The sequence below is a fragment of the Pseudomonas sp. ADAK2 TE3594 genome (assembly GCF_053628675.1).
This window is the reverse complement of sequence record NZ_JBRJGV010000001.1, coordinates 953,253-976,999: the sequence shown is the minus strand read 5'-3', so window position 1 is coordinate 976,999 and position 23,747 is coordinate 953,253. Positions and strand designations below refer to the sequence as shown.

The following is a 23,747-nucleotide window of genomic DNA, read 5'->3' as shown; positions in this document are numbered from 1 at the left end:
AAGGAGTTGAAAAACAGGCGTCAATCATCCGCCTGTTCATCACCGTCACGACGGCTCATGCCGTACTTGCGCATCTTCTCCACCAGCGTGGTACGACGAATCCGCAGCCGTTCTGCCGCCCGCGCCACGATGCCATTGGCATCATCCAGCGCCTGCTGAATCAGCCCTTGTTCCAGACCGCCGAGGTAGTCTTTCAGGTCCAGGCCTTCCGGCGGCAGCAGGGCATTGGCGGTGAAGTCCGGGGTATGACCATTGATGGCCACCCGCTCTTCAAGATCGCTGCGCAGGCTGTCGACCAGTTGCTCGTCTTCGTCATCGACGTAGCGGAATTTCTTCGGCAACTCGACCACGCCGATCACCCCGTACGGGTGCATGATCGCCATACGCTCCACCAGGTTGGCGAGCTCGCGAACGTTGCCCGGCCAGCCATGACGGCACAGCGACATGATCGCCGCCGAATTGAAACGGATCGATCCGCGCTTCTCGTGCTCCATGCGCGAGATCAATTCGTTCATCAGCAGCGGAATGTCTTCGACGCGCTCGCGCAATGGCGCCATCTCGATCGGGAACACGTTCAAGCGATAGTAGAGGTCTTCGCGGAAAGTGCCGATCTCGATCATGCTTTCGAGATTCTTGTGGGTCGCTGCAATGATCCGCACGTCGACGCTTTGGGTCTTGTTGCTACCCACGCGTTCGAAGGTGCGCTCCTGCAAGACGCGCAGCAGCTTGACTTGCATCGGCAGCGGCATGTCGCCGATTTCGTCGAGGAACAAGGTACCGCCATTGGCCAGCTCGAAACGCCCGGCACGACTGGTAATCGCCCCGGTGAAGGCGCCCTTCTCGTGGCCGAACAATTCGCTTTCCAGCAACTCGGCCGGGATCGCCCCGCAGTTGACCGGAACGAACGGCGCGTCACGACGCTTGGAATGGTAGTGCAGATTACGCGCGACCACTTCCTTGCCGGTCCCGGACTCGCCAAGGATCAACACGCTGGCATCGGTGTCGGCGACTTGCTGCATCATCTGACGGACGTGCTGAATCGCCCGACTGGTGCCGACGAGGCTGCGGAAAAGATTGGGCTCACGGTGACGACCGCGCTCACGGGCCTGGTCATACATCTCGCGATAGACCTGGGCACGGTGCAGCGAATCGAGCAATTTGCTGTAGCTGGGTGGCATTTCGAGAGTCGAAAGCACTCGACGACGCTGGTCTTCCGGCAAGTCAATGGAAGAATTATCGCCCATTAACAAAACTGGAAGGAACTCATCCCAGGTTGAGAGTGTCTTTAACAGGCCCAAAAGTGCACCAGGAGCATTTACCGTCCCGATGAGGACACAGATTACTTCACGACTTGATGACAGAGAGCCGACCGCCTGCTGCCAGTCATGGCTGCCACAGGGTAAATTTTCTTCGCCGAGAAAATTTAAAATCACCGCCAAATCGCGGCGGCGGACGCTATCGTCATCAATCAGCAGAATTTTGGTTTCACGCCACATGCAATAGCAACTTCCCTAGTCAACTCAATGCCCAAAATGAGGGGCAAGCTAGACGCTTGCAGACACGTTATGCCTGTAGACGCCTGAAATCTGGAACCAGCCACTAGTTAAGTCAAAAAACCGTGCACAGTCAAATTTATGGCGCACTATGTTTGGATTAACTGAGGGTTAACTAACCAAACAGATGGTAAACCTTTGCGGCGCTCTGTGCTTGGTGGATCTGCGACATCTCGTCGACTATCGCTTGCCTCTCCCCCGTCGCCGCCTCCAGAAGCTGCTTGTACACTCTCAGCAACTCCTCAAGGTTATCGCGCAACGCGACTTCGTCCACCGAAGCTTCACTCAAGACGTCTTCCATGCAGGAACGGCAAGCCAGGTCCAATTCACCGATGGCTTCCCAGTTGCGCTCGGCCAATGCATCGACCAGAGCCTCACGGGTTTGTTCGATTCGCTGCAATACAAGACTCATGGTGATCTCCTTAAAACTGCGGACCCGGCGCGGCGATGGCATCCCAACCGTCTTTGACTGTTCGAAGCAAATCAGAGACCTCGTCGAGAATTGCCGGATCGGTCTTGATGTTGGCCTCGGCCAGACGCTTCATCATGTAGGTGTACAGGTTGTCCAGTTCACCGACGCTTTCGACAGCGTTCTCAAGGTCCAGACCTTCACGCAAACCACCAATAATGCCGATGGCCTTGCCGATCAGAACACCTTTGTTCGGAATGTCTTTGCGTTCCATCGCGCCTTTGGCCTGGGCGATACGGTCCAGGCCACCTTCCATCAGCATCTGCACCAGACGATGCGGGGTGGCTTCGGAAGTTTGCGCCTGAGCGCCAATCTTCTGGTATTGGCGAAGGGCTAACATTGGATTCATGTTGTACCTCATCAAAATTCTGTGGTCCGTCTAACCAGTGTATCGACGACGCGTCAAAAAACTTTAGATTCAAAAGCAAAAAGCCCGGAGCGCTTGAAAACGCTGCCGGGCTTTTGGCGGTACGAGTATTACGAGTTCTTTTGCTGCGCAGCCATGGCTTCAAACATCGAAGTGATGTTGCTGGCCGTCGCTTTCAATTTGCCGACGAGGGTGTCCATGTCGTTGTACTTTTTAGTCAGTACAGCGGTCAGGGTCTCGACCCGACGATCCAGGGCTTCCTGGTCGGCGGCCAGCCTGGTCTTGGTCTTATTCAGGTTGGTGCTGCGAGTATCAAGAATACCGCCCGTATCGGTGTACGGCTTGATCACATTGTTCATGCGTTCGATCAGACCATTGGTACCGGTAAAAAGGGTCTGAACCTCACCGCCGAGCTTCTTGTCATTCATCGCCGCGGTGAACTTGGTGGAGTCGAAGTTCAGTGCACCGGTTTTCTGATCCGTAGTAATCCCCAGCTGCGACAGTACAGTCAGCTTGTCACCGGCACCCGTCTGGGACAATGGACCACGAATGGCAGCCAGAAGCGAACGTGGCAACGGATCACCGGTCAGCGCGGCAGCGACAGTCGGTTTGCCATCGTCGTCCAGGGAAGGCTTGGTCAGGGAGGTCACAGCGTTTGCGACAGCATTGTAAGCGTCGACAAACTTCTGGATCGATGCTTTCAGACCATCGTTGTTGGACGCTACGGTGACGGTGGACGTGCCGGTGGTAACCAGCTTCAAGGTCAGCCCGGAGATCGTTTGGTCGAGGGTGTTTGACTTGCTGGTCATTGCCAGGCCATCGACTGTGAACACGGCATCCTGGGCCAGGCCACCGATAGCACCTGAAGAGGTGGCGGTCGGCACGGCGGCCATCGGGGTCGACCCGTCGATTACCAGACCGGCAATACCGCTGGCGGAGATGTCGGAACCGGCACCGGTGGTGGTGGAACCCAGCACCAGACGCGAACCGAAACTGTCGGTCACGATGTTGGCGCTCAGGCCACTGGCCTGGTACTGAGTGTTGATCGAGTCACGCACCGATTGCAACGTGGCGCCCGCACCTACAGTGACAGGGTAGCTGGTGCCGTTCTGGGTGATGGTCAGCGTGCCCGAAGGGATAGCACTGGTCGCACCGCCGGCAAACGCTTCAGAAGCCACTTTCGACGAGGTAGCCAGCTTGGTCACGTTGACGGAATAGGTTCCGGACACAGCCGTATTGCTGGAGGTAGCCGTCAGCACTTTTACATCGGAGGAGGTAGCAGAAAAACCCGTGAACTGAGGGGTTGTCGTGCTGCCCAGGTCGGTGAGTGCTTTCTGGAACGTGGCCAACAGCGACTTCAAGGTACCGATCCCGGAAATACTCGCCGTGTTAGTGGTGGTTCCACGGTCGATCTGACCTTGCTTGGCTGCTTTGTCAGCGTTCACCAAGGCCTTGACGATAGCACCGGTATCAAGGCCGGAGCCTAAACCCGTGCCCGGTAGAATTGGACTTGCCATGTGAAACTCCCTTCAGTGTGTCGCCGGCCTTTTGACCACTACAACGCCCAAAAGAACATAGCAACAAAATTCGTGCCAGCTGTCAGGCTTTAGCGCTGAACAACAGGCTGCTTGCATCATTCAAACTATTGGCCAGCTTAAGGACTTCTTCGTTGGGGATCTGACGGATCACCTCACCGGATTCGCTGGCAATGACCTTGACGACCACTTTGCCCGAAGGCTCGTCGATCGAGAATTCCAGATTACGCTTGACCGACTGAACGAACTTTTCAATTTCTTGAACGGCCATTTTCAGTTTGTCCTGCTCGGTCTGTTCGCTCTTACCTTCTTCCTTGACGGCAGCTACTGGAGCAACTACCGCTCGAGGCTTCTCCGCAGGCTTGTCGACAACAGTCGTCGCCTGCCTGGCCGCAGGATAAGACAAGTTCAGCTTGGCGCTCATATCCATGTCCATCACCTCTCAAAAAGTAAAAAGCGAGAGAGCACGGCGTGCGCACTCCCTCGCCATAACTCAATCAGCTATTACTGAAGCAGTTTCAGTACAGCGGATGGCAGTTGGTTGGCCTGAGCCAGAATTGCGGTGGAAGCCTGTTGCAGAGTTTGTTGCTTGGTCAGCTGAGCAGTTTCAGCAGCGAAGTCGGTGTCTTGTACGCGACCACGAGCAGCTTCAGCGTTTTCGTTGATGTTCTGCAGGTTGGAGATGGTGCTGGTCAGACGGTTTTGTGCAGCACCGAGGTCAGCACGGGCGGTGTTGATGGTCTGCAGAGCGGCGTCGATACGGGTCAGGGCAGCGGAGAACGAAGCTTGAGCGGTAGCCGAGCTGTTACCAGTGATCTGGGTGGTAGCCGAGTCAACGGACAGGGTCGCTGCGCCGAAGCCGGAAGCCAGGGTCAGAGTGATCTGGTTAGCCGAACCGGTGTTGGAACCGACCTGGAAGGTCATGGTGCCAGCGGTGCCGTCCAGCAGGTTCTTGCCGTTCAGGTTGGTGGAGTTGGCGATACGAGTAATCTCGTCCGACATTGCCGCGAATTCTTTGTTCAGAGCGACACGGTCTTGAGTACCGTTCGAGTCGTTTCGAGCTTGTACGGCCAGTTCACGCATACGCTGCAGAATGTTGGTCGTTTCCTGCATCGCGCCTTCAGCGGTCTGAGCGATCGAGATACCGTCGTTGGCGTTTTTGATCGCCATGGTCTGACCGCGGATTTGCGAGGTCATACGGGTAGTGATCTGCAGGCCGGCGGCGTCGTCTTTAGCGCTGTTGATTTTCAGGCCGGAAGACAGGCGAGTCATCGAAGTCGACAGTGCATCGGAAGAGCGGTTCAGGTTCTTCTGAACGCTCAACGATGTGACGTTGGTGTTTACTGTTAAAGCCATGACGAATTCCTCGTTGGTTGGGTACTGCGGCTTCCGGCCCTGGCAACCGCCGGGTATGGCCTAGAGAACCTTCGTAATAGTTATCGTCGGCAATGCAACTTGCTTTAGGGGATTTTCAAAAATATTTGCCATCACGTTGCCACCCCCCGTAAAACAACGGCTTGCGACACTCCAGCAGCAAAAAAAATGACGTCAGAGAAGTGCCGGTGACAGGTTGGCGAGGACTCGCCCGCACCGGCAGAAGGGAAACTGTTTAAAGGGACAGGTTGTCGGTCAGCATCTCGACCAGCTCATATTCCAGATAATCCGCCAGCGCGAGCCAGTTCTGCGCCTCCTGACATGCGAACATTTCGCCGAGCAGAAATGCCCACTGCTGTTGAGATTCCCGCGGCGTCGAATCCAGCCTCAGGTGCATCGCACTGATCAGCTCGATCATTGCCAGCCCGGCTTCTACATCACGCCCCAGACGGAACAGTACGGCGCATTGCTGCGCGTCGACGACAAAGGACTCAAACCCGCTCATGACGCAAACTCCGGATGAAAAACCGTGCCGGCAATCATCGCCCCTGCCCGACTGCTGTTATAGAAGCGCACCTGAGGATGGCCGGCGATATAACGCTCCAGCTCACACAGATAGCTGCGGAAGTTGAGCTGGGTCTTGATCCGTTGGCCATGACCATCGAGCACCCAGTGTTTGGCGGCCCCCAGTTGCGGCCCCAGATCGCCATCGTTCCAGCCCGCGTGAGTCTTGTTGCTGGGGAAGGCAAAGTCGGCACCGAACAGCGTGATCTGCGCCGCCCCCATCTTTACCGCCAGGTCTGCCGCCGGATGAATCACGCTGCCGCCTACATACAGCTCGCCCTTGGGTAATTGCGCACGCAACTGCTGGTAGATCGGGCTGGCGGAGTAAGCGGCATATCGCAGCCCCTGCCAAGCCTCGAGCACCAGAGGATCGAGCATCGGCATGTACACCAGCGTGATATCGGTCGTGTCTTCAGGCGGCAGGTGCCGGGCCGAGATCCTCTGGTCGATGCTGACCACCACGTCGGGGCGGATGCCGTGCGCGAGCAATGGGCGATAGGCCGTATCGACGCAGATGAACAACGGCCGCTCAGCTTGATTGCGAATCGCGCGCAAGGTGTCGAAATGCTGTTCCAGGCTTGGACCGGTGGCGATGACAAACACCTCCTGACCGGGGCGAGAGCCGAACAACTCGGCCACGTCATGATCGGTCTGCACCAGAGAAAGACTGGCCTGCAGGCACTCGATAATCTCGGGCGACCGGGGGTCGAATTCGCGATTATTGAAGGTCAGGTGAGTTTCGCTGATCAAGCGATCGCGGATCTTCGCATTGAAGTCATCGGCCAGCACCAGCTCGGACGGCAACGCGAAGAACGGCAGCTGGATTTCCGCCAGATCGCCGGCATACAACAGCTCGACGCGCGGATCGCCGAGCCACTGCTGTTGATCGAGCAGTTGGAGCACCAGCGCAAACACCGCGCCGTTGAGGATGTGTACGTATAAACGCTCGAGCCCGGCGCGCTGCAGAAGCTCTATCTGCAGATCGCCAAGCCCGGTGCCGTAGACATGCACCACCGGACTGTCGATGGGCAGGCTGTCGGCCTGAAGCCAGGCCTCGCGGGTGCGGTCATGGCGACTGGTCAGCTGGATGCCGTTGATGCTCAACGTCGAGCCCAGGCCTTCGACCAGATCGGCCTGCAACAGGCTCGCACCCTCAACCAGCAAGCGCGCAGACAGCAGCGGCCAACGGCGCTGTATGACCTCGGCGTTGCGCTCAAAGAACTCGCTCATGGAGCCTCGCTTTTCATTCGGGCAAAAAAATAGCGTTCAAGGTTACACCTTGAACGCTTTTTTTTGCCTGGCTTTCTTTGACTAAAAGAGCCGGGATTCAAGGGCGATAGATGATCGCCGAACCCCACGACAATCCAACACCGAAACCACTCAGCGCAACGCGCTTCCACTTCGAGTCCAGCACATGTTTTTCCAGCAGCAACGGAATGCTCGACGACACGGTATTACCGGTTTCGACCATGTCCTTGATGAACTTCTCAGGCTCACCCTCGAAACGCCGCGCCACGGCGTCGACAATTGCCGCACTGCCCTGGTGAATGCAGAAGGCATCGATATCGTCAGCCGTCAGCCCCGAGTCAGCGAGCAACTCATGCAAATGCGCCGGCACTTTGAGCAGCGCGAAGTTGAAGACCTGACGGCCGTTCATGAAGAACACCCCGTCGGAAACCTTCAGGTGCGGCGCGCCGGAACCGTCAGTGCCGAACTTGGCCTTGCCCAGCTGCCAGGGTGCGTCTTCGCCCATCCAGGTGGCAGTGGCGGCATCGCCGAAGAGCATGGTGGTGTTGCGGTCTTCCGGATCGACGATCTTGGAGTACGGATCGGCGGTCACCAGCAAGCCATTCTTCAGGCCCGCGGCTTCCATGAAACCCTTGATGGCGTAGATGCCGTAGACGTAACCGGAGCAGCCCAGGGAAATATCGAACGCAGCCACGGTCGTCGGCAGGCCCAGTTTGTCCTGAACGATGGCGGCGGTGTGTGGCAGGCCTTCTTCGTCGCCATTCTGGGTAACGACGATCAACACGTCGATGGCTTCACGCTTCAATTCGGGATTGTTGGCGAACAGCGCGTTGACTGCTTCGACACACAGGTCCGAGGTTTCCTGACCGGCATCTTTGCGCGGCAGGAAGGCCGAACCGATCTTGCCCAGGATGAATTCTTCATCCTTTTCGAATTTTGCACCTTGTGCGTAATTGTCCACGCCGGCTACAGGAACGTAGCTCGCAATGCTCTTTATGCCAATCATTACGGCTTCCCAATAATAAACAGCCCAATACCACCGCTCGCAAGGAATCGAGGGGCGCCGACAAACAACGAATAACGTCGCCCTCAAAGGGGTGACAGCGGGAAGAATAAAAGGCCATCACTGGGCTAAAAAACAGACCAGGCGCCATCCCCCCTTTTTATACAATACAGTGAAGATGCGCGTTATGACTCGCAGGTCACGCTATTTTGCCGAATCAGCCCCACAAAGGGTTATTCGACCAGCGACCAGTCCAGTGGCGTTCCGCGCTTGATGGCCTGTCGGGCGCGGCGGCCCAGAAGGGTTTCAGCGTGTTTGGGGGCGAGCCCCAGGCCAGGCCGGATGGCCCGCAGATTGGCGCCGGTGAAAGGCTCACCGGCGGTCATGTCCTGAGTGACGTACAGCGAACGGCGGTATATCAGAGACTTGCGTTCGGCCTCGGTCACGCCGTAATGCACCTGGCCCATGGCCTGCCAGGCACGCTCGGTTTCGATCACCAGGCTGGCGAGTTCAGCAGGTTCCAGGGAAAAACTGGCGTCCACCCCACCGGCAGCACGGTCGAGGGTGAAATGTTTTTCCACCACCGTTGCCCCCAGTGCTACTGCAGCGACTGACACGCCGACCCCCATCGAATGATCGGACAAACCGACTTCACAGCCAAACAACTCCCGCAGATGAGGGATGGTGCGCACGTTGCTGTTTGCCGGTGTCGCCGGGTACGTGCTAGTGCACTTGAGCAACACCAGATCCTTGCAACCGGCCTCACGGGCGGCGCGCACGGTTTCATCGAGCTCCGCGATGCTGGCCATGCCGGTGGAGATGATCAGCGGCTTGCCGGTGGCAGCGACCCGCCGGATCAACGGCAGATCGGTGTTCTCGAAACTGGCGATTTTGTAGGCCGGCACGTCCAGGCTTTCGAGGAAGTCCACCGCGGTGTCATCGAACGGTGTGGAGAACGCCAGCATGCCCAGCTCTTTGGCCCGGGCGAAAATCGGCGCGTGCCATTCCCACGGCGTGTGGGCCTTCTCGTACAGCGTGTACAGCGAAGAACCGGCCCACAGACTGTTGGGGTCCTTGATGAAGAACTCGCCTTCGGACAGATCCAGGGTCATGGTCTCGGCGGTATAGGTTTGCAGCTTCAAGGCGTGCGCGCCGGCCTTGGCCGCGGCTTCGACGATTTGCAGCGCGACGTCCAGCGACTGATTATGGTTGCCGCTCATCTCGGCAATGATGAACGGCGGCGCATCGGCACCGATCGAGCGGTTGCCGATCTTGAAACTGGTCATTGTTTTGGATCCTTCAATACGCGCGTGAACGCGCAAGCACTCTGAGTGAAACCTGCCTCGCGGAAAACCTTCAGCGACGCTGAATTGGCCGGCAGCACCTGAGCGGAGATGACTTCCAGCACAGGCCAATGAGCGGTGACGAAGGCTTCACCCCGCGCCAGCAGCGCCCTGCCCCAGCCCAGGCCGAATCGGCCTTCGAACAGATAAATCGAGACTTCGGCACGAGCATCGTCGAGGTCATAACGCAGCACACCGACCGGGCCATCATCCGCCTCGGCGATCAACAGCAGCCGCCGCGGATTGCTCAGGCTCGCGGCCAGCCAGGCCTGATGCCGCTGCCAGTCGATGACGTGCGTGTCCAGCGACCAGCGCCGTACCGCCTCGGCATTGCGCCCCTCGAACAACAATTGCGCATCGTCCTGAGTGGCCCGACGAACCTGCAACACCGCCCCCGCCAGCGCTGCCGCCACCCGCTGCGCCCCACGGCCATCGACCAACTGCCGCGAACGTTCGGCCAGACTTTGACGAATCCCCTGATTACCCACGACAAAACCGATGGCCTGGCGCAACTGCTCGACGCTGACCTGCTCGCGGTTGCCCAGGAACACATGAGCACCCGAGGTCGCCATCACCTCGCCGTTGGCCTGCTGATTATTCGAGACCGCAATGCAGATCGTCGGCAGCCCCATGGCCGCCCGCTCCCAACTGGTACCGCCACCGGCACCGATAAACAGGTCGGCCTCGGTCATCAGCTGGTAGAAATCGCTGACAAAACTGTGCAGGCGCCAGTTCGGGCGATAGTCCACCAGACTCTGCATCTGCTCCCAGGCCGGGTTGTCGGCACCCGCCACGAAATCGACTTCCAGCTCATGGAAATCCGCCAGCGCCAACATCGCGTGGTGGGTCTGCATGGCCGCATCGAAACCGCCGAAGTTCACCAGCACTCGCCTGGCCCGAGGTTTGATCTCGATCGCCGGGCAACAGAACTCATCGCGCAGCAGGGCAAATCGTGGGCCGAGCAGGGTCTGGCAATCGGGCGTCAGCAGCGAGACATAAGCCTCTGGTATGCCCGACAGATTTTGATTGAGCAGCAGATCGACGCTGTATTGCCGAGTGGCCAAGTCGTCCACCGCAGCGATTCGTGGAGCCCAACGGCGCGCGGCGGTCTGCCAATGGTGATCGAGGCCATAGTGATCAACGATGATCCAGTCGAAGGCTGGATGACTTTCCAATGCTTGCCCCAGCGCTGCAATGTCCGCCTGCCACGGCAGCATCGACTCGATGGCCTGCAGTGGGTCTTCATCGGGATAGCGCTCCGGCAGCGCGAAAGTCTCGAAATCCTCAGCCTGCAGACTGTCCAGCCGATGCCCCGGCAACTGACGACACGCGAAGGCAACATGCGTGCCCTGCTTGCGCAAAACCCTGGCCAGGGTCAGGCAGCGGGCAATATGACCACTGCCTATGGTCGGCGACGCGTCAGCGCGGATCAGCACCCTCATTGGAGCTCTCCCCCGGCCTTCAAGGCGGCGTAGAGGTATTCGGCGCGTTTCCAGTCCTCAAGCGTGTCGATGTCCTGCACCAGATGCCGCGGCAGGATCACCGGCAGGCTCGCCGGCGAGAACAGCACATCGCCACGCAACCAGGCCTCGCTGCGTCCCCAGTAGAACTGGCCGGCATCTTGAAAAGCTTCGGGCAAGTCCTGGGAACGGGTCTCGCGAAATTCCGGGTAGAGCGAGGTCAAGGCGCCCTGCTCGTCGAGGGTCAGGGCCCGTTGTACCGGGAAGCCAAAACCGGCGACTGAAAACGCGAAAGACTTGTCCGGATGCTGCACCAGCAACTCATGCCCCTGATACAGATAACGCGCCTGCAACAACGGCGCCGTCGCGTAGACGCAGCAGGCATAGTCGAACGGCGGCAATTGCTTCAAGGCATGCACGATCACTGCTGCGGTCCCAGTGAAATCGTCGGCAAGCGCCGCAGGCCGCATGAACGGCACTTGAGCCCCATTGGTCCGCGCGACCTCGGCGATCTCTTCATCGTCGGTGCTGACGATCACCTGGTCGAACAGGTTCGACGCCAGCGCCGTGCGAATCGAACGGACGATCATCGGCACGCCGTCGAACGGCTTGAGGTTCTTGCGCGGGATTCGCTTGCTGCCACCGCGGGCCGGAATGATCGCAACACAGCTCAAGAGTCACTACTCCTCAAGTCACTACTCATCAAGAATCAGTCGTCGCAATTGCTCGACCACATAATCCTGTTGTTCATCGCTCAGCAGAGGAAACAGCGGCAGGCTGATGGCCTCGGCGTAATAACGTTCGGCCTGGGGGAAATCCCCCTCGGCAAAACCCAGGTCGCGATAGTACGGCTGCAAGTGCAGCGGAATATAGTGCAGGTTCACACCCACCCCGGCCGCTCGCAAGCCTTCGAACACCTGTCGATGGCTGAGGTTGATTCGGTCGGTCTGCAAGCGCACCACGTACAAATGCCAAGCCGATTCGGCCTCGGGCTGCGCACTGGGCAAGGTCAGCGGCAAGTACGCCAGCAACCGCTCATAACGCACCGCCAACTCGCGACGACGCTCGATGAAGCCATCGAGCTTGTTCAGCTGCGACAGACCGAGGGCCGCTTGCAGGTCGGTGATGCGGTAATTGAAGCCCAGTTCCACTTGCTGGTAGTACCAGGGGCCGTGGCTGGGCTCGGTCATCTGCGCGGGGTCACGGGTCATGCCGTGGCTGCGCAGGCGCTGCAAGCGCTCGGCCAGTTCCGGGCGGTTGGTCAGGACCATGCCGCCTTCGGCGCTGGTGATGATCTTCACCGGGTGGAAACTGAACACCGTCATCGCCGCGAAATCGCCACACCCTACCGGACGCCCGGCATAAGACGCCCCAACCGCGTGGGAAGCGTCCTCGATCACCGTAAAACCATAGCGCTCGGCCAGTTCGGCGATCATGCGCATATCGCAGCTCTGCCCGGAGAACGCCACCGCCACCAACACTTTCGGCAGCTTGCCATCGCGCTCGGCGATCTCAAGCTTCGACGCCAAAGTGCAGGCGTCGAGGTTCCAGGTCAGCGGATCAATGTCGACAAAATCGACCTCGGCGCCGCAGTAGCGACCGCAGTTGGCCGAGGCCAGAAAAGTGTTCGGCGTGGTCCACAACCGATCGCCTGGCCCGAGTCCCGCCGCCAGACAGGCAATGTGCAGCGCCGCCGTGGCATTGCACACCGCCACCGCAAAATCGGCCTGGCAACGTTCGGCCATGGCCTGTTCGAAACGCTCGATGGTCGGCCCTTGCGTCAGCCAGTCAGACTGCAACACGGCAACCACCGCATCGATGTCTTCCTGATCGAGGCTTTGCCGACCGTAGGGAATCATGCCGACAGCTCCGCGTGCAGGTCAGCGATCTGGCCGACCGACAGGAAGTGCGGGTTGGTGTCGGAGCGGTACTCGAAATCTTCGCTCACCGGCCGGCCCTGCTCGCCCAGTTTGTCGACGGCAAAATCCACGTCGACGCTGGTGAAGCGAATCGACGGCTGAATGGTGTAGTGATCATCGAACTCCAGGGTCATGCGCGCGTCGTCCAGCGGCACCATCAGTTCATGGAGTTTTTCACCCGGACGAATGCCGACGTTTTTGTGCGGCAAATGTCCAGCCATCCCCTGCGCCAGATCAACGATGCGAATCGACGGGATCTTCGGCACAAACACTTCACCGCCGTGCATGCGGGCGAAGCTGTCGAGCACAAACTTCACACCGTGATCGAGGGTGATCCAGAAACGCGTCATGCGCTCATCGGTGATCGGCAGCTCTTTGGCGCCCTCGGCAATCAGTTTGCTGAAGAACGGCACCACCGAACCCCGCGAGCCAGCGACGTTGCCGTAGCGCACCACGGCAAAGCGGGTCTGCTGTTCACCGGCAATGTTGTTGGCGGCCACGAACAGTTTGTCCGACAGCAGCTTGGTCGCGCCGTACAGGTTGATCGGGCTGGCGGCCTTGTCGGTAGACAGCGCGACGACTTTTTTCACGCCGTTGTCGATGGCAGCGGCGATGATGTTTTCCGCACCGTTGACGTTGGTTCGAATGCATTCAGTGGGGTTGTATTCCGCCGCCGGCACTTGTTTCAGGGCCGCGGCATGCACCACGTAATCGATACCGCGCATGGCCTGACGCAAACGGTCGGCATCACGCACATCACCGATGAAGTAACGCATGCACGGCGCGTTGAACGTCTGCTGCATCTCGTACTGCTTGAGCTCATCGCGGGAAAACACCACCACGCGCTTGGGCTGGTATTGCTCCAGCAGCCGGCGGATGAAATTGCGCCCGAACGAACCGGTGCCGCCGGAGATGAAAATCGATTTACCGTTGAACATGCCTTGAGTCCTTTTACCTGTCAGCCAGGCTTATGCGAGCAACTGCGCCCAGTTCACGCTGGTCGGTTCGCTGAGAGTAAAGCCCTTGCCGGTCAAGGCCAGGTTCTGGTTGTAGGCCGAATCGTGTGCGAAGCGCGCTTGCCACTTGTCTTGCAGGGCCGCGGCGGTCTGCGGCGCGTCAGGCAACAGGCCCGGGTGCAGCAGCTGCGCCTGAGGGCACCAGACAATCAGGTAGCCGGCATCGGCGGCTTTCAGGCACAGATCGATATCGCCGAAAGCTTCGTCGAAGTGCTCTTCGTCCAGACCGCCGACCGCTTCATAAAGGTCCTTGCGCACCATCATGCAAGCCCCGGACACCGCCGAGTAGTTCTGCTCGACCTGGTGACCGTGCATGTAGCCTTTGGCATCTTTGCGCTCATCGATAAACACCGAGCCCATCACGCCGTTCAAGCCCAGCACCAGGCCGGCCTGCGTGGTGACGCCACGAATGTCCATCAGCTTGGCGCCAACAATCCCGACTTCCGGACGCTGGGCCTGATTGAGCAAACTATCGAGCCAGTTGGAGTTGACCACGACGGCGTCGGCCGACATCAGCACCACATAGGCCCCCTTGGCTTCGCGCACGGCAAAGTTATGCAGCGCCGAGGTGCTCAGGCGCTTGCCGGAGCGCAAGACGCGCAGGCGATCGCCCTTGCCTTCCAGGCTGGCCAACCAGGTCGCCAGTTCTTCGGATTGGCTGTGGTTATCGGCAATCAGAATTTCGTGCTGCTGATAACGGGTGCGTTGCAACACGCTGACCAAGGCGCTTTGCAGCGACTCTAAATTGTCCTGGCTGTGCAGGATGATCGACACCTTCGGCCGCTCGGCGTGCTGGTAGTCGATCTGCCAGGTTTGCGGCAGCTCGGAGCTGACCTGACCGCGATAACCGCGCTCCCGGAGGTGACGGGTCAAGGTCTGGCGTTCGTGAGGATTTTCCTCGGCGGATGGAGCGTTGCAGATCAGCAGCGGCTCGGCCAGATGCGCCAGGCCACCCAGCCCGCCGTCTTCGATCAGGCGCAGCAGCAAGTCGAATTCCAGTGCAGATGCGTATTCAGTCGAGTAGCCACCGGCGTCAGCCAGAACATCACGCTGAATCAACCAGTGCCGGGCCATCAGCGACGGTACGGTTTGCAGCAGGTCGAGATTGACGCCCGGACGGAACACATCGTTCAGGGAACCGTTTTCCTGACGCTGGATTTCGTCCATGGCCACGGCGCGCACACCTTCAGCGCCCATCAACTCGAGGCTGGCGCGCAGCAGGCCGCTGGCGGTGAACTGATCACCGGCCTCGGCCAGCACCAGCCAGTCGGCGGTAGACTGGGCGACACTCTGGTTGATGCGTTCGACGTAATTGGTCGCGGTCACTTTGACAAAATGCACGGTGTCACGCGGCGAAGTGGTTGCCGGCAAATCGCCGGTGGTGAACACCACCAGTTTGAACGCCTTGCAATGGCCACTGACCAGGCTGTCAAAGGTGCTCTGCAACTTGACCATGTCGGCGTCCAGGTCCAGCAACATGATGCCGAATTGCGGACCGCCGTTGTGTTTGGCCAAGTGCGCCGCAATCGACTTGAGTTGTTTCGCATCAGGGCTGCGCGCGTCCAACCAGTTCAGCAGGCGCCCGGACGGCATGTTCTGGAACAGTGACTGTTCGTCCTGTGCCGGCACCGACGCCAGGCGTTCGGCCCAGGCTTGCAGCTTGAGGCCTTCTTCCTCGTCTTCGGTGCCTTTCAACGACGCGGTCAGACGTGCAATGACGGTGCGGTTGAACGCATAGAGGCTCAGGGCTTCCCACAATCGGCTACGCAGGGTGCGCTCGTTGTCGTTGGGATGAACGCGCATCAGTTCATGCTGCTTGAGCAAAATGCCTTCCAGTTCCTGCAACTGCAATTTACCGGCGGGCATGGTGTGCAGAAGGAATTCGAATTCGGTCAGCAGATCGAACACCGGCTGGTTGTAGAACGGCATTTCGACAAACTGCTCGGTATTAAACGTACGCACCGGCTCTTTGCCGGCCTCCAGCCAGGCCGAGGTGAAAATCAGCGTCCCCTTCAGCGAACGCATGTTATTCAGGCAGTCGGCCATGGTGGCGAAACTGTCCAGTGCAACCTGCTTGCCCTCGGCCAGCGTCTTGTGGCTCATACCGGTGGGCAACGAGGCCAGAAACTCGGCAAAGTGCTCGCGGTCGGCAACGGTTTTCGCGTCCTTGAGCGTCAACACCGTCAGGACGTTGGTGTTGTGCTCCGAGGCACCGTAGGGGATTTCCCGCACGGCGAACGGGATCGGCAAGATCCGCGCCTTGGCGCGTGCAAGCATGTAATAGGCATGCCCGATTTCCTGCCACTCGAAGCTGGTGCCCGGCAGCAGCGCGTTGTGCCAGTCTTGCAGCAACGCTGTGCGGCTGACCGCGTAGAACGGCGGCAGGAAGTGCCCCATGAATTGCATCAGGCGATCCTCGGCCTGATCCGAGCAGTAATCTTCCGGCCCCTTGCGATCGCGACGGAAGTAATTCACTTCCGTGGCGCGGGCCAGGTACATGATTCCGTAGCCGTGGCACATGCCGTAGTCGGCGTTGTCTTCCAGAAACTCCAGCGACTCGGTGACCGCATCGTGCAGCAGGAAATCGTCATCGGCCGCCAGCACCATGTACGGCGTGGTCACCTGATTCACGCCATAGGCGAGTTTTTCCTGCAACCCGGTGTAGGTGAATTGCGGCAGGTGCCGGTAATCGACCATCGGGTAATCACGGGTAATGTCCTCGTCGCTCTTCAGCGAAGAATCCAGAACCAGAATCGTGCAGGGATAGCTGCTGTAATACTGCAAGGTACGCCGCAGATAGGCATTGCGGTTGTGGGAGATCACCACCACCGTCAACCGTTCATTCAGCGGTGCCACATCGTTTCGAGCAGTGTTTTGAACGCGCATATTTCTATCCCCACAACCGGCCAGACGCCGAGAACCTACATTCAATAGTAATTAACGAACGCGACGCAGATAACCGTCCGGCGCCACGGTGATCAGCAGCTTGTTCTGCAACTGACGGTCGATTTCGAAGTCAGCGTTTTCTTCCAGGTATTTCCACACGGCGGTCTTCGGGTTGTCGCCCGGGCCCCATGGACGATCAGGGAAGAAGTCGGCTGGCATGTCTTCAACCACGGTGTCCATGACCACGCAGTAGCTGCCAACCGAAACCAGTGGCGCGTACAGGCGCAGCTCTTCCAGCACGTGGTCGTGGGTATGGTTGGAGTCGAGTACCAGAATGACTTTCTTGCCTTCGGCCGCAGCACGCACTTGCTCGGCGATGGCCGCGTCGATGCTCGAACCTTCAATCATTTTGATGCGCTTGCTCATCGGGTGGCTTTCGATGGCTTCGCGGTTGTGCGGGCGAATGTCGAGGTCGATGCCCAGCACTTCACCGTGGCCTTGCAGCTCCAGCAACGAGGCGTAGTAGATGATCGAACCGCCGTGGGCGATGCCGCATTCGATCACCAGGTCGGGTTTGACCTGCCAGATGATTTCCTGCATCGCCATCATGTCTTGTGGCAACTGGATGATCGGACGGCCCATCCACGAGAAGTGGTAGCTGTACTTGTGCTTGGCCGACTGGTTGAAAAAATCCTGGGCCAGGCCGGTGAGTTTCTGGTCGTCGCCCTGGGCTGCGATTTCTGCTTGGCATTCGGCTTCGAAGGCTTTATTGATAGTGTTGTCGGTCATTTCTGGAATCTCAATAGTCACTGGAACGAAGCGCTGTCGACGGCGTGGTAGACGTAGCGTCCACCGGTCATCCGCTTGATTTCTTCGAGGTAATTGGAGTTCATCACAAACAGGTTGGCGCCTTCGGGCAGCGCGTCCATGGCCTCTTGCGGCGAGGACACCCGCGCGCCGCTCAGGGGCAGATATCGGCCCTGTTTGGCCGGGTTGATATCCACCACGCGATCCACCGCCACACCCGCTCGTTGCAGGAACAGCGAATAAATCACGCCTTTGGACGACGCGCCCCAGATCGCCGAACCTTGCTCGGGTGCGGCCTGAATAATCTGCACCGCGTGCTCAAGGCTGCTGGTGAAACCTTCAGGCAGCTCGAGGCGCGGCACCGGTTGCTCCGGCGTCAGACGCAATGTCGCAAGGTCGGCGACGATGTACAGGTATTGGCCACCGAACAGGTGACCGGCCTCATGCACCTTGCCGAACATCCGGCGCAGGTCATCGAGGCGGAAATAATTGACGTGCTCGTAGAACAGGTCGAACCAGGCACGATGCTCCAGGATCCAGTCGAAGCACGGCACTTCGATGTAGATCTGCCCGCCCTGATTGGCATCGGCCATCTCGGCGAGAAAATTCACCGGGTCCTGGATATGCTCCAGCACGTGACGCAGCACGATAGCGTCCGCCGACAGACCCAGACCGCGAGTGAACGGCGCCTTGATCACATCGGCGCTGTCGCCTTCGTAGGCCGGGTCGATACCGGTGATGGCGTAGCCCAGGCCTTTCAGGAGTTCAAGAAAGTAGCCTTTGCCACAGCCGACCTCGATCAGTTCCTGCCCCTTGAAGTGACGGGCAATAATCCCTTCGACATCGCTCAGGTGCTTCTGGAACTGGCCGGAATGAGCCTGCTCGTTCTGATAATCGGCGTCGTAGCTGAGCTTGTTGGCATCGAAGGCCTGGTTGAAGATCAACCCGCTCTGCTCGTCCTGCACCAGCACCATGTCGGCGCAGGCAGAAGCTTTCGCCGATTGCGCGTCGGCAAAGGTACGGTTCTGCAACACCGGCAGGTCGGCGACCCGATACAACTCATGCTTCATGCTCTGCTCCCAGTAGCTGTTGCAAGCGGTCCGCCACGCCCCAGAACGCCATCGGCTCGTGGATCGCGTATGGGTAATGACCCAGGTTCAAATCGATCGACGCGCCGCGTTCACGCAGCCGTTGTTCGACCAGCGCTCTGACCGATATCGGCTGGCCGCTGCAGCAATTGATCACGCCGTCGAACTCACGCTGTTGCAGGATCGCAGCGAGGTAACCGGCCGCCGTTTCAATCGCCAGGTAATCGCGCAGCTGTTCGCCGGCGGACATGTTGAAGCACTCGTCACCGGCATCAATTGCCCGGTCCAGCGCTGCGAGCAGACTGTTCGGGTTTTGCCCCTCGCCGTGCAAGTAAAACAGTCGCGCCCATTGCAGGGTGAACGGTTGAAGCCGCTGCAGATTTTCGAGGAACAGCCGCAGCGTGTTCTTCGCCAACCCGTAAGGATTACTCGGCCGCGTCTCGGTCTGCTCGCTGAGCGGCCCACTCTGCAGGCCGTATTCGAAACAGGTGCCAGTGATCAGCACTTGCGACACGCCCGCCTCGACCGCGCCCTTGATGAACCGGTAATCGGCCATCAAGTTATGCTCGAAATGGAACAGCGCCTGATAGTTCGGCAACCCCGGCCACGCCAGATGCGCCAGGGCGTCGATGCCATCGGTCAACGCCGGAATGTTCAGATCGTCGGCGTGAATATCCGCCGCGATGAACTCCACGGCATTGATCCACGGCAAACTCGCAGCGGCCTCGGCGTTACGCGCCACGGCCCGGACTTCACAGCCACGGGCGAGCAAGGCTTCGACCAAGTGTCGGCCGACGAACCCGGTGGCACCGGTCACGAGCACTTTCACAGGACGGTCAACTCAGGCACGGCGATCACGAAGCGGCCGTCCCACTGACGCACCTGGGCCAGTTGCTGACTGACTTCGTGCAACAGATTCCATGGCAGCACCAGGATGTAATCGGGTTTCTCCAGATCGATCTGCGCCGGCGAAACAATTGGAATGCGGCTGCCCGGCAGGTACTTGCCCTGTTTGTGCGGATTGGCATCGGCAACCCAGGCCAACAAGTCCGGCTTGACCCCGGCGTAGTTGAGCAAGGTGTTGCCCTTGGCCGCGGCGCCATAACCGACCACACGCTTGCCGTCGGCCTTGGCCTGCAACAGAAAGCGCAGCAGTTGGTGCTTGATGCGTTCGGCGGCGGGCGCCAGGGTCGCGTAGTACTCGGGCGTTTTCACCCCCGCTGCAAGTTCGGCCTGCAACTGCTGCTGAACCGCTGACTGCACTTCGCGTCGTTCGCCATCGATACGCTGGACGAACACCCGCAGCGAACCGCCATGGGTCGACAGCTGACTGACATCGAACACCTCCAGCCCATTGCGCTCGCACAAGGCCTGCACGGCGGTCAGGGACAGGTAGGAATAATGCTCGTGATACAGCGTATCGAACTGCTGCCCCGCCATCAGCGTCAGCAGTTGCGGAAACTCGAACGTCGCCACACCGGTCGGCTTGAGCAAAGTGGCGAAACCACCGAGGAAATCATTGATGTCCGGCACGTGGGCCAACACGTTGTTGGCGGCCATCAGGTCGGCGGCCCAGCCTTCGCTGTTCAGCTGCGCAGCGGTATCACGGCCGAAGAACAGTTCGCTAATCTCCAGGCCTTTTTCCCGCGCCGCTTGCGCGGTGCTGCGGGTCGGTTCGACGCCCAGGCAAGGGATGCCGCGCCCGGCCACGTACTGCAAGAGGTAACCGTCATTGGCGGCGACTTCCACCACGCGGCTTTCAGCGGTCAGGCCAAAGCGCTCGACCATCTGCGCCACATAGCGCTCGGCGTGGGCCAGCCAAGTGCTGGAGAACGAACTGAAATACGCATACTCGGCATCGAACAGGCTGTCGGCACTGGTGTAATCCTCGGTTTGCACCAGCCAGCACTGTTGACACACCGCAACTTTCAATGGCACCCATTGTTCGGCTTGCTCAAGTTGATCGGCGCGCACGTAAGCGTTGGACGGCGGCGAGGTGCCCAGGTCGATCAGCGGCAAAGCCAGAGGAGTACCGCAACCACGGCAATTCATACACGCACTCCAGCGAAATGTTCATCGAGCAAGGGATGGCTGGAATCCCGCGCCGACAGATTATTGACAGGCAACGGCCAGGCGATGGCCAACCGTGGATCGTTGACGCTCAAACCGCCCTCGTGCGCAGGCGTGTAATTGGCGCTGTGCAGGTAGAGCAATTCAGCATCATCGGTAAGGGTCTGGAAGCCGTGGGCGAACCCGGCCGGGATCAGCAGGCTGCGACCATCGCCGGCCCGCAGGTGTTCGGCGTGCCAGTGCAGGAATGTCTCGGAGCCGGGCCGCAAATCCACCGCTACGTCCCAGACTTCACCACGCAGGCAGGTGATCAACTTGGCTTCCGGCGCATTGGCGTTCTGGTAATGCAAACCGCGCACACTGCCGCGTTCGCGGGTGCAGGAATGGTTGATCTGGCGAATATGAAACGGCTGGCCGAAGGCGCTCAGGCTGCCTTCGCAAAACAGCCGCGAGAAGTGCCCGCGATCATCTTCGACGCGTTTGTGCTGCACGCTGAACAAACCGGCCAGCGGCAAGGCTTTCAACAGAAATTCGCTCACAGCGCGCCTCGGTACAGGTTCAACTGGCCCAGGGTGATAGCGCGCATGTCATCGCCGTTCTGCCACGCCAGGTGCCAATCGAGGGTTTGGGTCAGGCATTGCTGCAACGACCAGCGCGGTTGCCAGGCCAACAGTTGACGGGCGCGGCTGCTGTCCAGACGCAACAGACCGGCCTCATGCAAATCACTCGATTCGATGCGCAAGCCGCGCGCTTGTGGCCAGCGGCTGGCGAGCAGCTCGACCACTTCGCCGACACTGCACATGTCCGCTTCGCCCGGGCCGAAGTTCCACGCGCCGGCAAACTCCGGGCCTTGCTCGTAAAGGCCGGCGGCCAGTTGCAGATACCCCGCCAAAGGCTCAAGAGCGTGCTGCCACGGGCGCACGGCTTGCGGGTAGCGCAGGGTCACGGGCTCGTCTGCGGACCAGGCCTTGAGCACGTCAGGAATCAAACGTTCCGGTGCAAAATCTCCACCGCCCAACACGTTGCCTGCACGCGCGGTGGCCAACGCCAGACCGTGCTCGGCGTACTTGTCAGCCGGGAAAAACGATGCTGCATAAGATTGCGCCAACAATTCACAGCACGCCTTGCTGCTGCTGTAAGGATCATGGCCGCCGAGGGCTTCGTCCTCGCGATATGGCCACAGCCATTCCTTGTTCGCATAAACCTTATCGGTGGTCACCAGCACGCAGGCGCGCACGCCGCCGACCTGGCGGATCGCTTCGAGCAGATTGAGGGTGCCCATGACGTTGCTGGAGTAAGTCCCCAGCGGGTCGCGATAGCCTTCGCGCACCAGCGGTTGGGCCGCCAGGTGCAGGACGATTTCCGGCTGCACCTCGGCGATCAGTTCCAGCAAGGCGCCCAGATCACGCAAGTCGCCGCGCTGATCGTTGATGCCTTCGGCCACCCGCGCCAGTTCGAACAGACTCGGCTCGGTCGATGGGTCAAGCGAAAAACCGCTGACCTCGGCACCCAGGCTTTGCAGCCACAACGTCAGCCAACTGCCCTTGAAACCGGTGTGGCCGGTCAGCAGAACGCGCTTGCCGCGCCAGAACTCCTGGCTCAATCCCATTGTTTCCATGGGGCCTCCCCGCTCAGCCACAACTGCTCAAGGTGGTTTTTGTCGCGCAGGGTGTCCATCGGATGCCAGAAACCATCGTGTTGGAAAGCTTGCAACTGCTGTTCGCTGGCCAGCGCGGCCAGCGGCTCGGCTTCCCAGGAAGTTTGATCGTCGCCAATGTACGGCAGCACTTTTGGCGACAGCACAAAGAAACCACCATTGATCCAGCCGCCGTCACCGCGTGGCTTCTCAATGAATCCTTTAACGCTGTCACCGTCGCGCTCCAGAGCGCCATAACGGCCTGGCGGCTGCACGGCGGTCACAGTAGCCAGCTTGCCGTGGGCCAGGTGGAAGTCCACGAGAGCGCCAATATTGAGGTCCGAGACGCCGTCGCCGTAGGTGAAGCAAAACGCCTGTTCACCTTCCAGATAACGCGCGGCACGGCGCAGACGGCCACCGGTCATGGTGTCTTCACCGGTGTCGATCAGGGTCACGCGCCATGGTTCGCTGTAGTTCTGGTGAACGTCCATGCGGTTGTTGCACATGTCGAAGGTGACGTCGGAGGTGTGCAGGAAGTAGTTGGCGAAGAAATCCTTGATTGCGTAGCCCTTGTAGCCAAGGCAGATCACGAAGTCATGAATCCCGTGGGCCGAGTACTGTTTCATGATGTGCCAAAGAATTGGCTTGCCGCCGATTTCGATCATTGGCTTGGGCTTGAGGTGCGACTCTTCGCTGATCCGCGTACCGAGACCACCTGCCAGAATTACTGCCTTCATCGCTGTCCTCTTGCTCTTCGTGCGGTTTGGCCACCCCCGCAAGGGTCGGCGAACCGTCAGATGCACATCATTTACCCGCAGCCACTGGGGCCTTCACGCCTTTGGGGTGAAGGTTTTATGGCGATATATGGGGGACTTGCAGGAAGTGAGCCAATTGTCTGGGGTGGGCGACTGATGGGGGGGTTGTGGTTTTTAGGGGCGGGAGGTGGACTTTGGATTTATGTACATATCCGTTTTTTGGGTAACGGCGGCTGGCGGTTATCGCCCGCCCTTGTAGGAGCGAGGCTTGCCCGCGAAGGCGGTCTGATAGTCGACCAGTCTCTTGCAGATGTACATCATCCCTGTGGGAGCTGGCTTGCCTGCGAAGGCGGCCATAGCCGACCGGGCTCTTTGATCGTTTACATATCCGTTTCTGCGGTCACGGCCGCTGGCGGTTATCGCCCGCCTTTGTAGGAGCGAGGCTTGCCCGCGAAGGCGGCCTGATAGTCGACTGGGGTCTTTGATTGTTTACATATCCGTTTCTGCGGTAGCGTCGGCTGGCGGTTTCGCTTTTACAGCGAGTCACTTTCGAAAAGCGCGAAAGTAACCAAAGCGCTTTTGCCCCGCCATTCGGTGCCTCGCTTGGGCTCGGCATACCCTCACTCCGGCATTGCTCCGGGGGCCCGCCGCCAT

22 protein-coding genes are annotated in these 23,747 nt (G+C 59.4%); all 22 read right to left on the bottom strand.

The features are described from left to right. Window positions 1–20: 20 nt before the first annotated feature. On the bottom strand, window positions 21–1,496 hold the full coding sequence (locus AB7M22_RS04340) for a sigma-54 dependent transcriptional regulator (protein WP_007894189.1): 1,476 nt from the start codon (window positions 1,494–1,496) through the stop codon (window positions 21–23). 172 nt (window positions 1,497–1,668) lie between these two features. Continuing rightward, window positions 1,669–1,965 (bottom strand): hypothetical protein, encoded by a 297-nt coding sequence (locus AB7M22_RS04335; protein WP_038979575.1) that lies wholly within the window; start codon window positions 1,963–1,965, stop codon window positions 1,669–1,671. Between the two features lie 10 nt (window positions 1,966–1,975). After that, the gene (gene fliS, locus AB7M22_RS04330) at window positions 1,976–2,371 is read right to left on the bottom strand and encodes a flagellar export chaperone FliS (protein ID WP_454185357.1); all 396 of its coding nucleotides are present in this window, start codon (window positions 2,369–2,371) and stop codon (window positions 1,976–1,978) included. Between the two features lie 128 nt (window positions 2,372–2,499). Then, a complete protein-coding gene (gene fliD / locus AB7M22_RS04325) occupies window positions 2,500–3,906 on the bottom strand; it encodes a flagellar filament capping protein FliD (RefSeq protein WP_454185356.1) in 1,407 nt (468 codons plus the stop codon). A gap of 82 nt (window positions 3,907–3,988) precedes the next feature. Further along, window positions 3,989–4,354: a flagellar protein FlaG gene (locus AB7M22_RS04320; protein ID WP_123720688.1), complete on the bottom strand. Its 366-nt coding sequence runs from the start codon at window positions 4,352–4,354 to the stop codon at window positions 3,989–3,991. A gap of 74 nt (window positions 4,355–4,428) precedes the next feature. Further along, window positions 4,429–5,280, bottom strand: a complete 852-nt coding sequence (locus tag AB7M22_RS04315) for a flagellin domain-containing protein (protein WP_007894184.1) — start codon at window positions 5,278–5,280, stop codon at window positions 4,429–4,431. Window positions 5,281–5,533: 253 nt separating this feature from the next. Further along, a complete protein-coding gene (locus AB7M22_RS04310) occupies window positions 5,534–5,803 on the bottom strand; it encodes a hypothetical protein (protein ID WP_454185355.1) in 270 nt (89 codons plus the stop codon). Then, window positions 5,800–7,092 (bottom strand): motility associated factor glycosyltransferase family protein, encoded by a 1,293-nt coding sequence (locus tag AB7M22_RS04305; protein ID WP_454185354.1) that lies wholly within the window; start codon window positions 7,090–7,092, stop codon window positions 5,800–5,802. Before AB7M22_RS04305 ends, AB7M22_RS04310 begins: the two co-directional genes overlap by 4 nt. A gap of 97 nt (window positions 7,093–7,189) precedes the next feature. Continuing rightward, entirely contained in the window at window positions 7,190–8,116 is a 927-nt protein-coding gene (locus tag AB7M22_RS04300; protein ID WP_007894181.1) for a ketoacyl-ACP synthase III, read from the bottom strand. 230 nt (window positions 8,117–8,346) lie between these two features. Next, the gene (gene pseI, locus AB7M22_RS04295; protein WP_454185353.1) at window positions 8,347–9,399 is read right to left on the bottom strand and encodes a pseudaminic acid synthase; all 1,053 of its coding nucleotides are present in this window, start codon (window positions 9,397–9,399) and stop codon (window positions 8,347–8,349) included. Continuing rightward, window positions 9,396–10,898, bottom strand: a complete 1,503-nt coding sequence (pseG, locus tag AB7M22_RS04290; protein WP_454185352.1) for a UDP-2,4-diacetamido-2,4,6-trideoxy-beta-L-altropyranose hydrolase — start codon at window positions 10,896–10,898, stop codon at window positions 9,396–9,398. Before pseG ends, pseI begins: the two co-directional genes overlap by 4 nt. Continuing rightward, window positions 10,895–11,590, bottom strand: coding sequence for a pseudaminic acid cytidylyltransferase (gene pseF, locus AB7M22_RS04285; RefSeq protein ID WP_454185351.1), 696 nt, complete (start codon window positions 11,588–11,590; stop codon window positions 10,895–10,897). Before pseF ends, pseG begins: the two co-directional genes overlap by 4 nt. 21 nt (window positions 11,591–11,611) lie before the next feature. Continuing rightward, on the bottom strand, window positions 11,612–12,775 hold the full coding sequence (gene pseC / locus AB7M22_RS04280; protein ID WP_454185350.1) for a UDP-4-amino-4,6-dideoxy-N-acetyl-beta-L-altrosamine transaminase: 1,164 nt from the start codon (window positions 12,773–12,775) through the stop codon (window positions 11,612–11,614). Then, the gene (gene pseB, locus AB7M22_RS04275) at window positions 12,772–13,773 is read right to left on the bottom strand and encodes a UDP-N-acetylglucosamine 4,6-dehydratase (inverting) (protein ID WP_007894176.1); all 1,002 of its coding nucleotides are present in this window, start codon (window positions 13,771–13,773) and stop codon (window positions 12,772–12,774) included. Before pseB ends, pseC begins: the two co-directional genes overlap by 4 nt. A 30-nt stretch (window positions 13,774–13,803) precedes the next feature. Continuing rightward, window positions 13,804–16,737, bottom strand: coding sequence for a TIGR00180 family glycosyltransferase (locus AB7M22_RS04270; protein ID WP_454185349.1), 2,934 nt, complete (start codon window positions 16,735–16,737; stop codon window positions 13,804–13,806). Between the two features lie 51 nt (window positions 16,738–16,788). Then, the gene (locus AB7M22_RS04265) at window positions 16,789–17,526 is read right to left on the bottom strand and encodes a cephalosporin hydroxylase family protein (protein WP_007894174.1); all 738 of its coding nucleotides are present in this window, start codon (window positions 17,524–17,526) and stop codon (window positions 16,789–16,791) included. A 17-nt stretch (window positions 17,527–17,543) separates the two neighbouring features. Further along, a complete protein-coding gene (locus AB7M22_RS04260) occupies window positions 17,544–18,614 on the bottom strand; it encodes a class I SAM-dependent methyltransferase (protein WP_454185348.1) in 1,071 nt (356 codons plus the stop codon). Next, window positions 18,604–19,461: an NAD-dependent epimerase/dehydratase family protein gene (locus tag AB7M22_RS04255; RefSeq protein ID WP_454185347.1), complete on the bottom strand. Its 858-nt coding sequence runs from the start codon at window positions 19,459–19,461 to the stop codon at window positions 18,604–18,606. Before AB7M22_RS04255 ends, AB7M22_RS04260 begins: the two co-directional genes overlap by 11 nt. After that, window positions 19,458–20,684, bottom strand: coding sequence for a methyltransferase domain-containing protein (locus AB7M22_RS04250; protein WP_454185346.1), 1,227 nt, complete (start codon window positions 20,682–20,684; stop codon window positions 19,458–19,460). Before AB7M22_RS04250 ends, AB7M22_RS04255 begins: the two co-directional genes overlap by 4 nt. Further along, on the bottom strand, window positions 20,681–21,241 hold the full coding sequence (locus AB7M22_RS04245; protein ID WP_454185345.1) for a dTDP-4-dehydrorhamnose 3,5-epimerase family protein: 561 nt from the start codon (window positions 21,239–21,241) through the stop codon (window positions 20,681–20,683). Before AB7M22_RS04245 ends, AB7M22_RS04250 begins: the two co-directional genes overlap by 4 nt. Further along, a complete protein-coding gene (gene rfbG / locus AB7M22_RS04240) occupies window positions 21,238–22,320 on the bottom strand; it encodes a CDP-glucose 4,6-dehydratase (RefSeq protein ID WP_454185344.1) in 1,083 nt (360 codons plus the stop codon). The genes AB7M22_RS04245 and rfbG overlap by 4 nt, the downstream gene beginning before the upstream one ends. Continuing rightward, window positions 22,302–23,075, bottom strand: coding sequence for a glucose-1-phosphate cytidylyltransferase (rfbF, locus tag AB7M22_RS04235; protein ID WP_454185343.1), 774 nt, complete (start codon window positions 23,073–23,075; stop codon window positions 22,302–22,304). Before rfbF ends, rfbG begins: the two co-directional genes overlap by 19 nt. Between the last annotated feature and the right edge of the window lie 672 nt (window positions 23,076–23,747).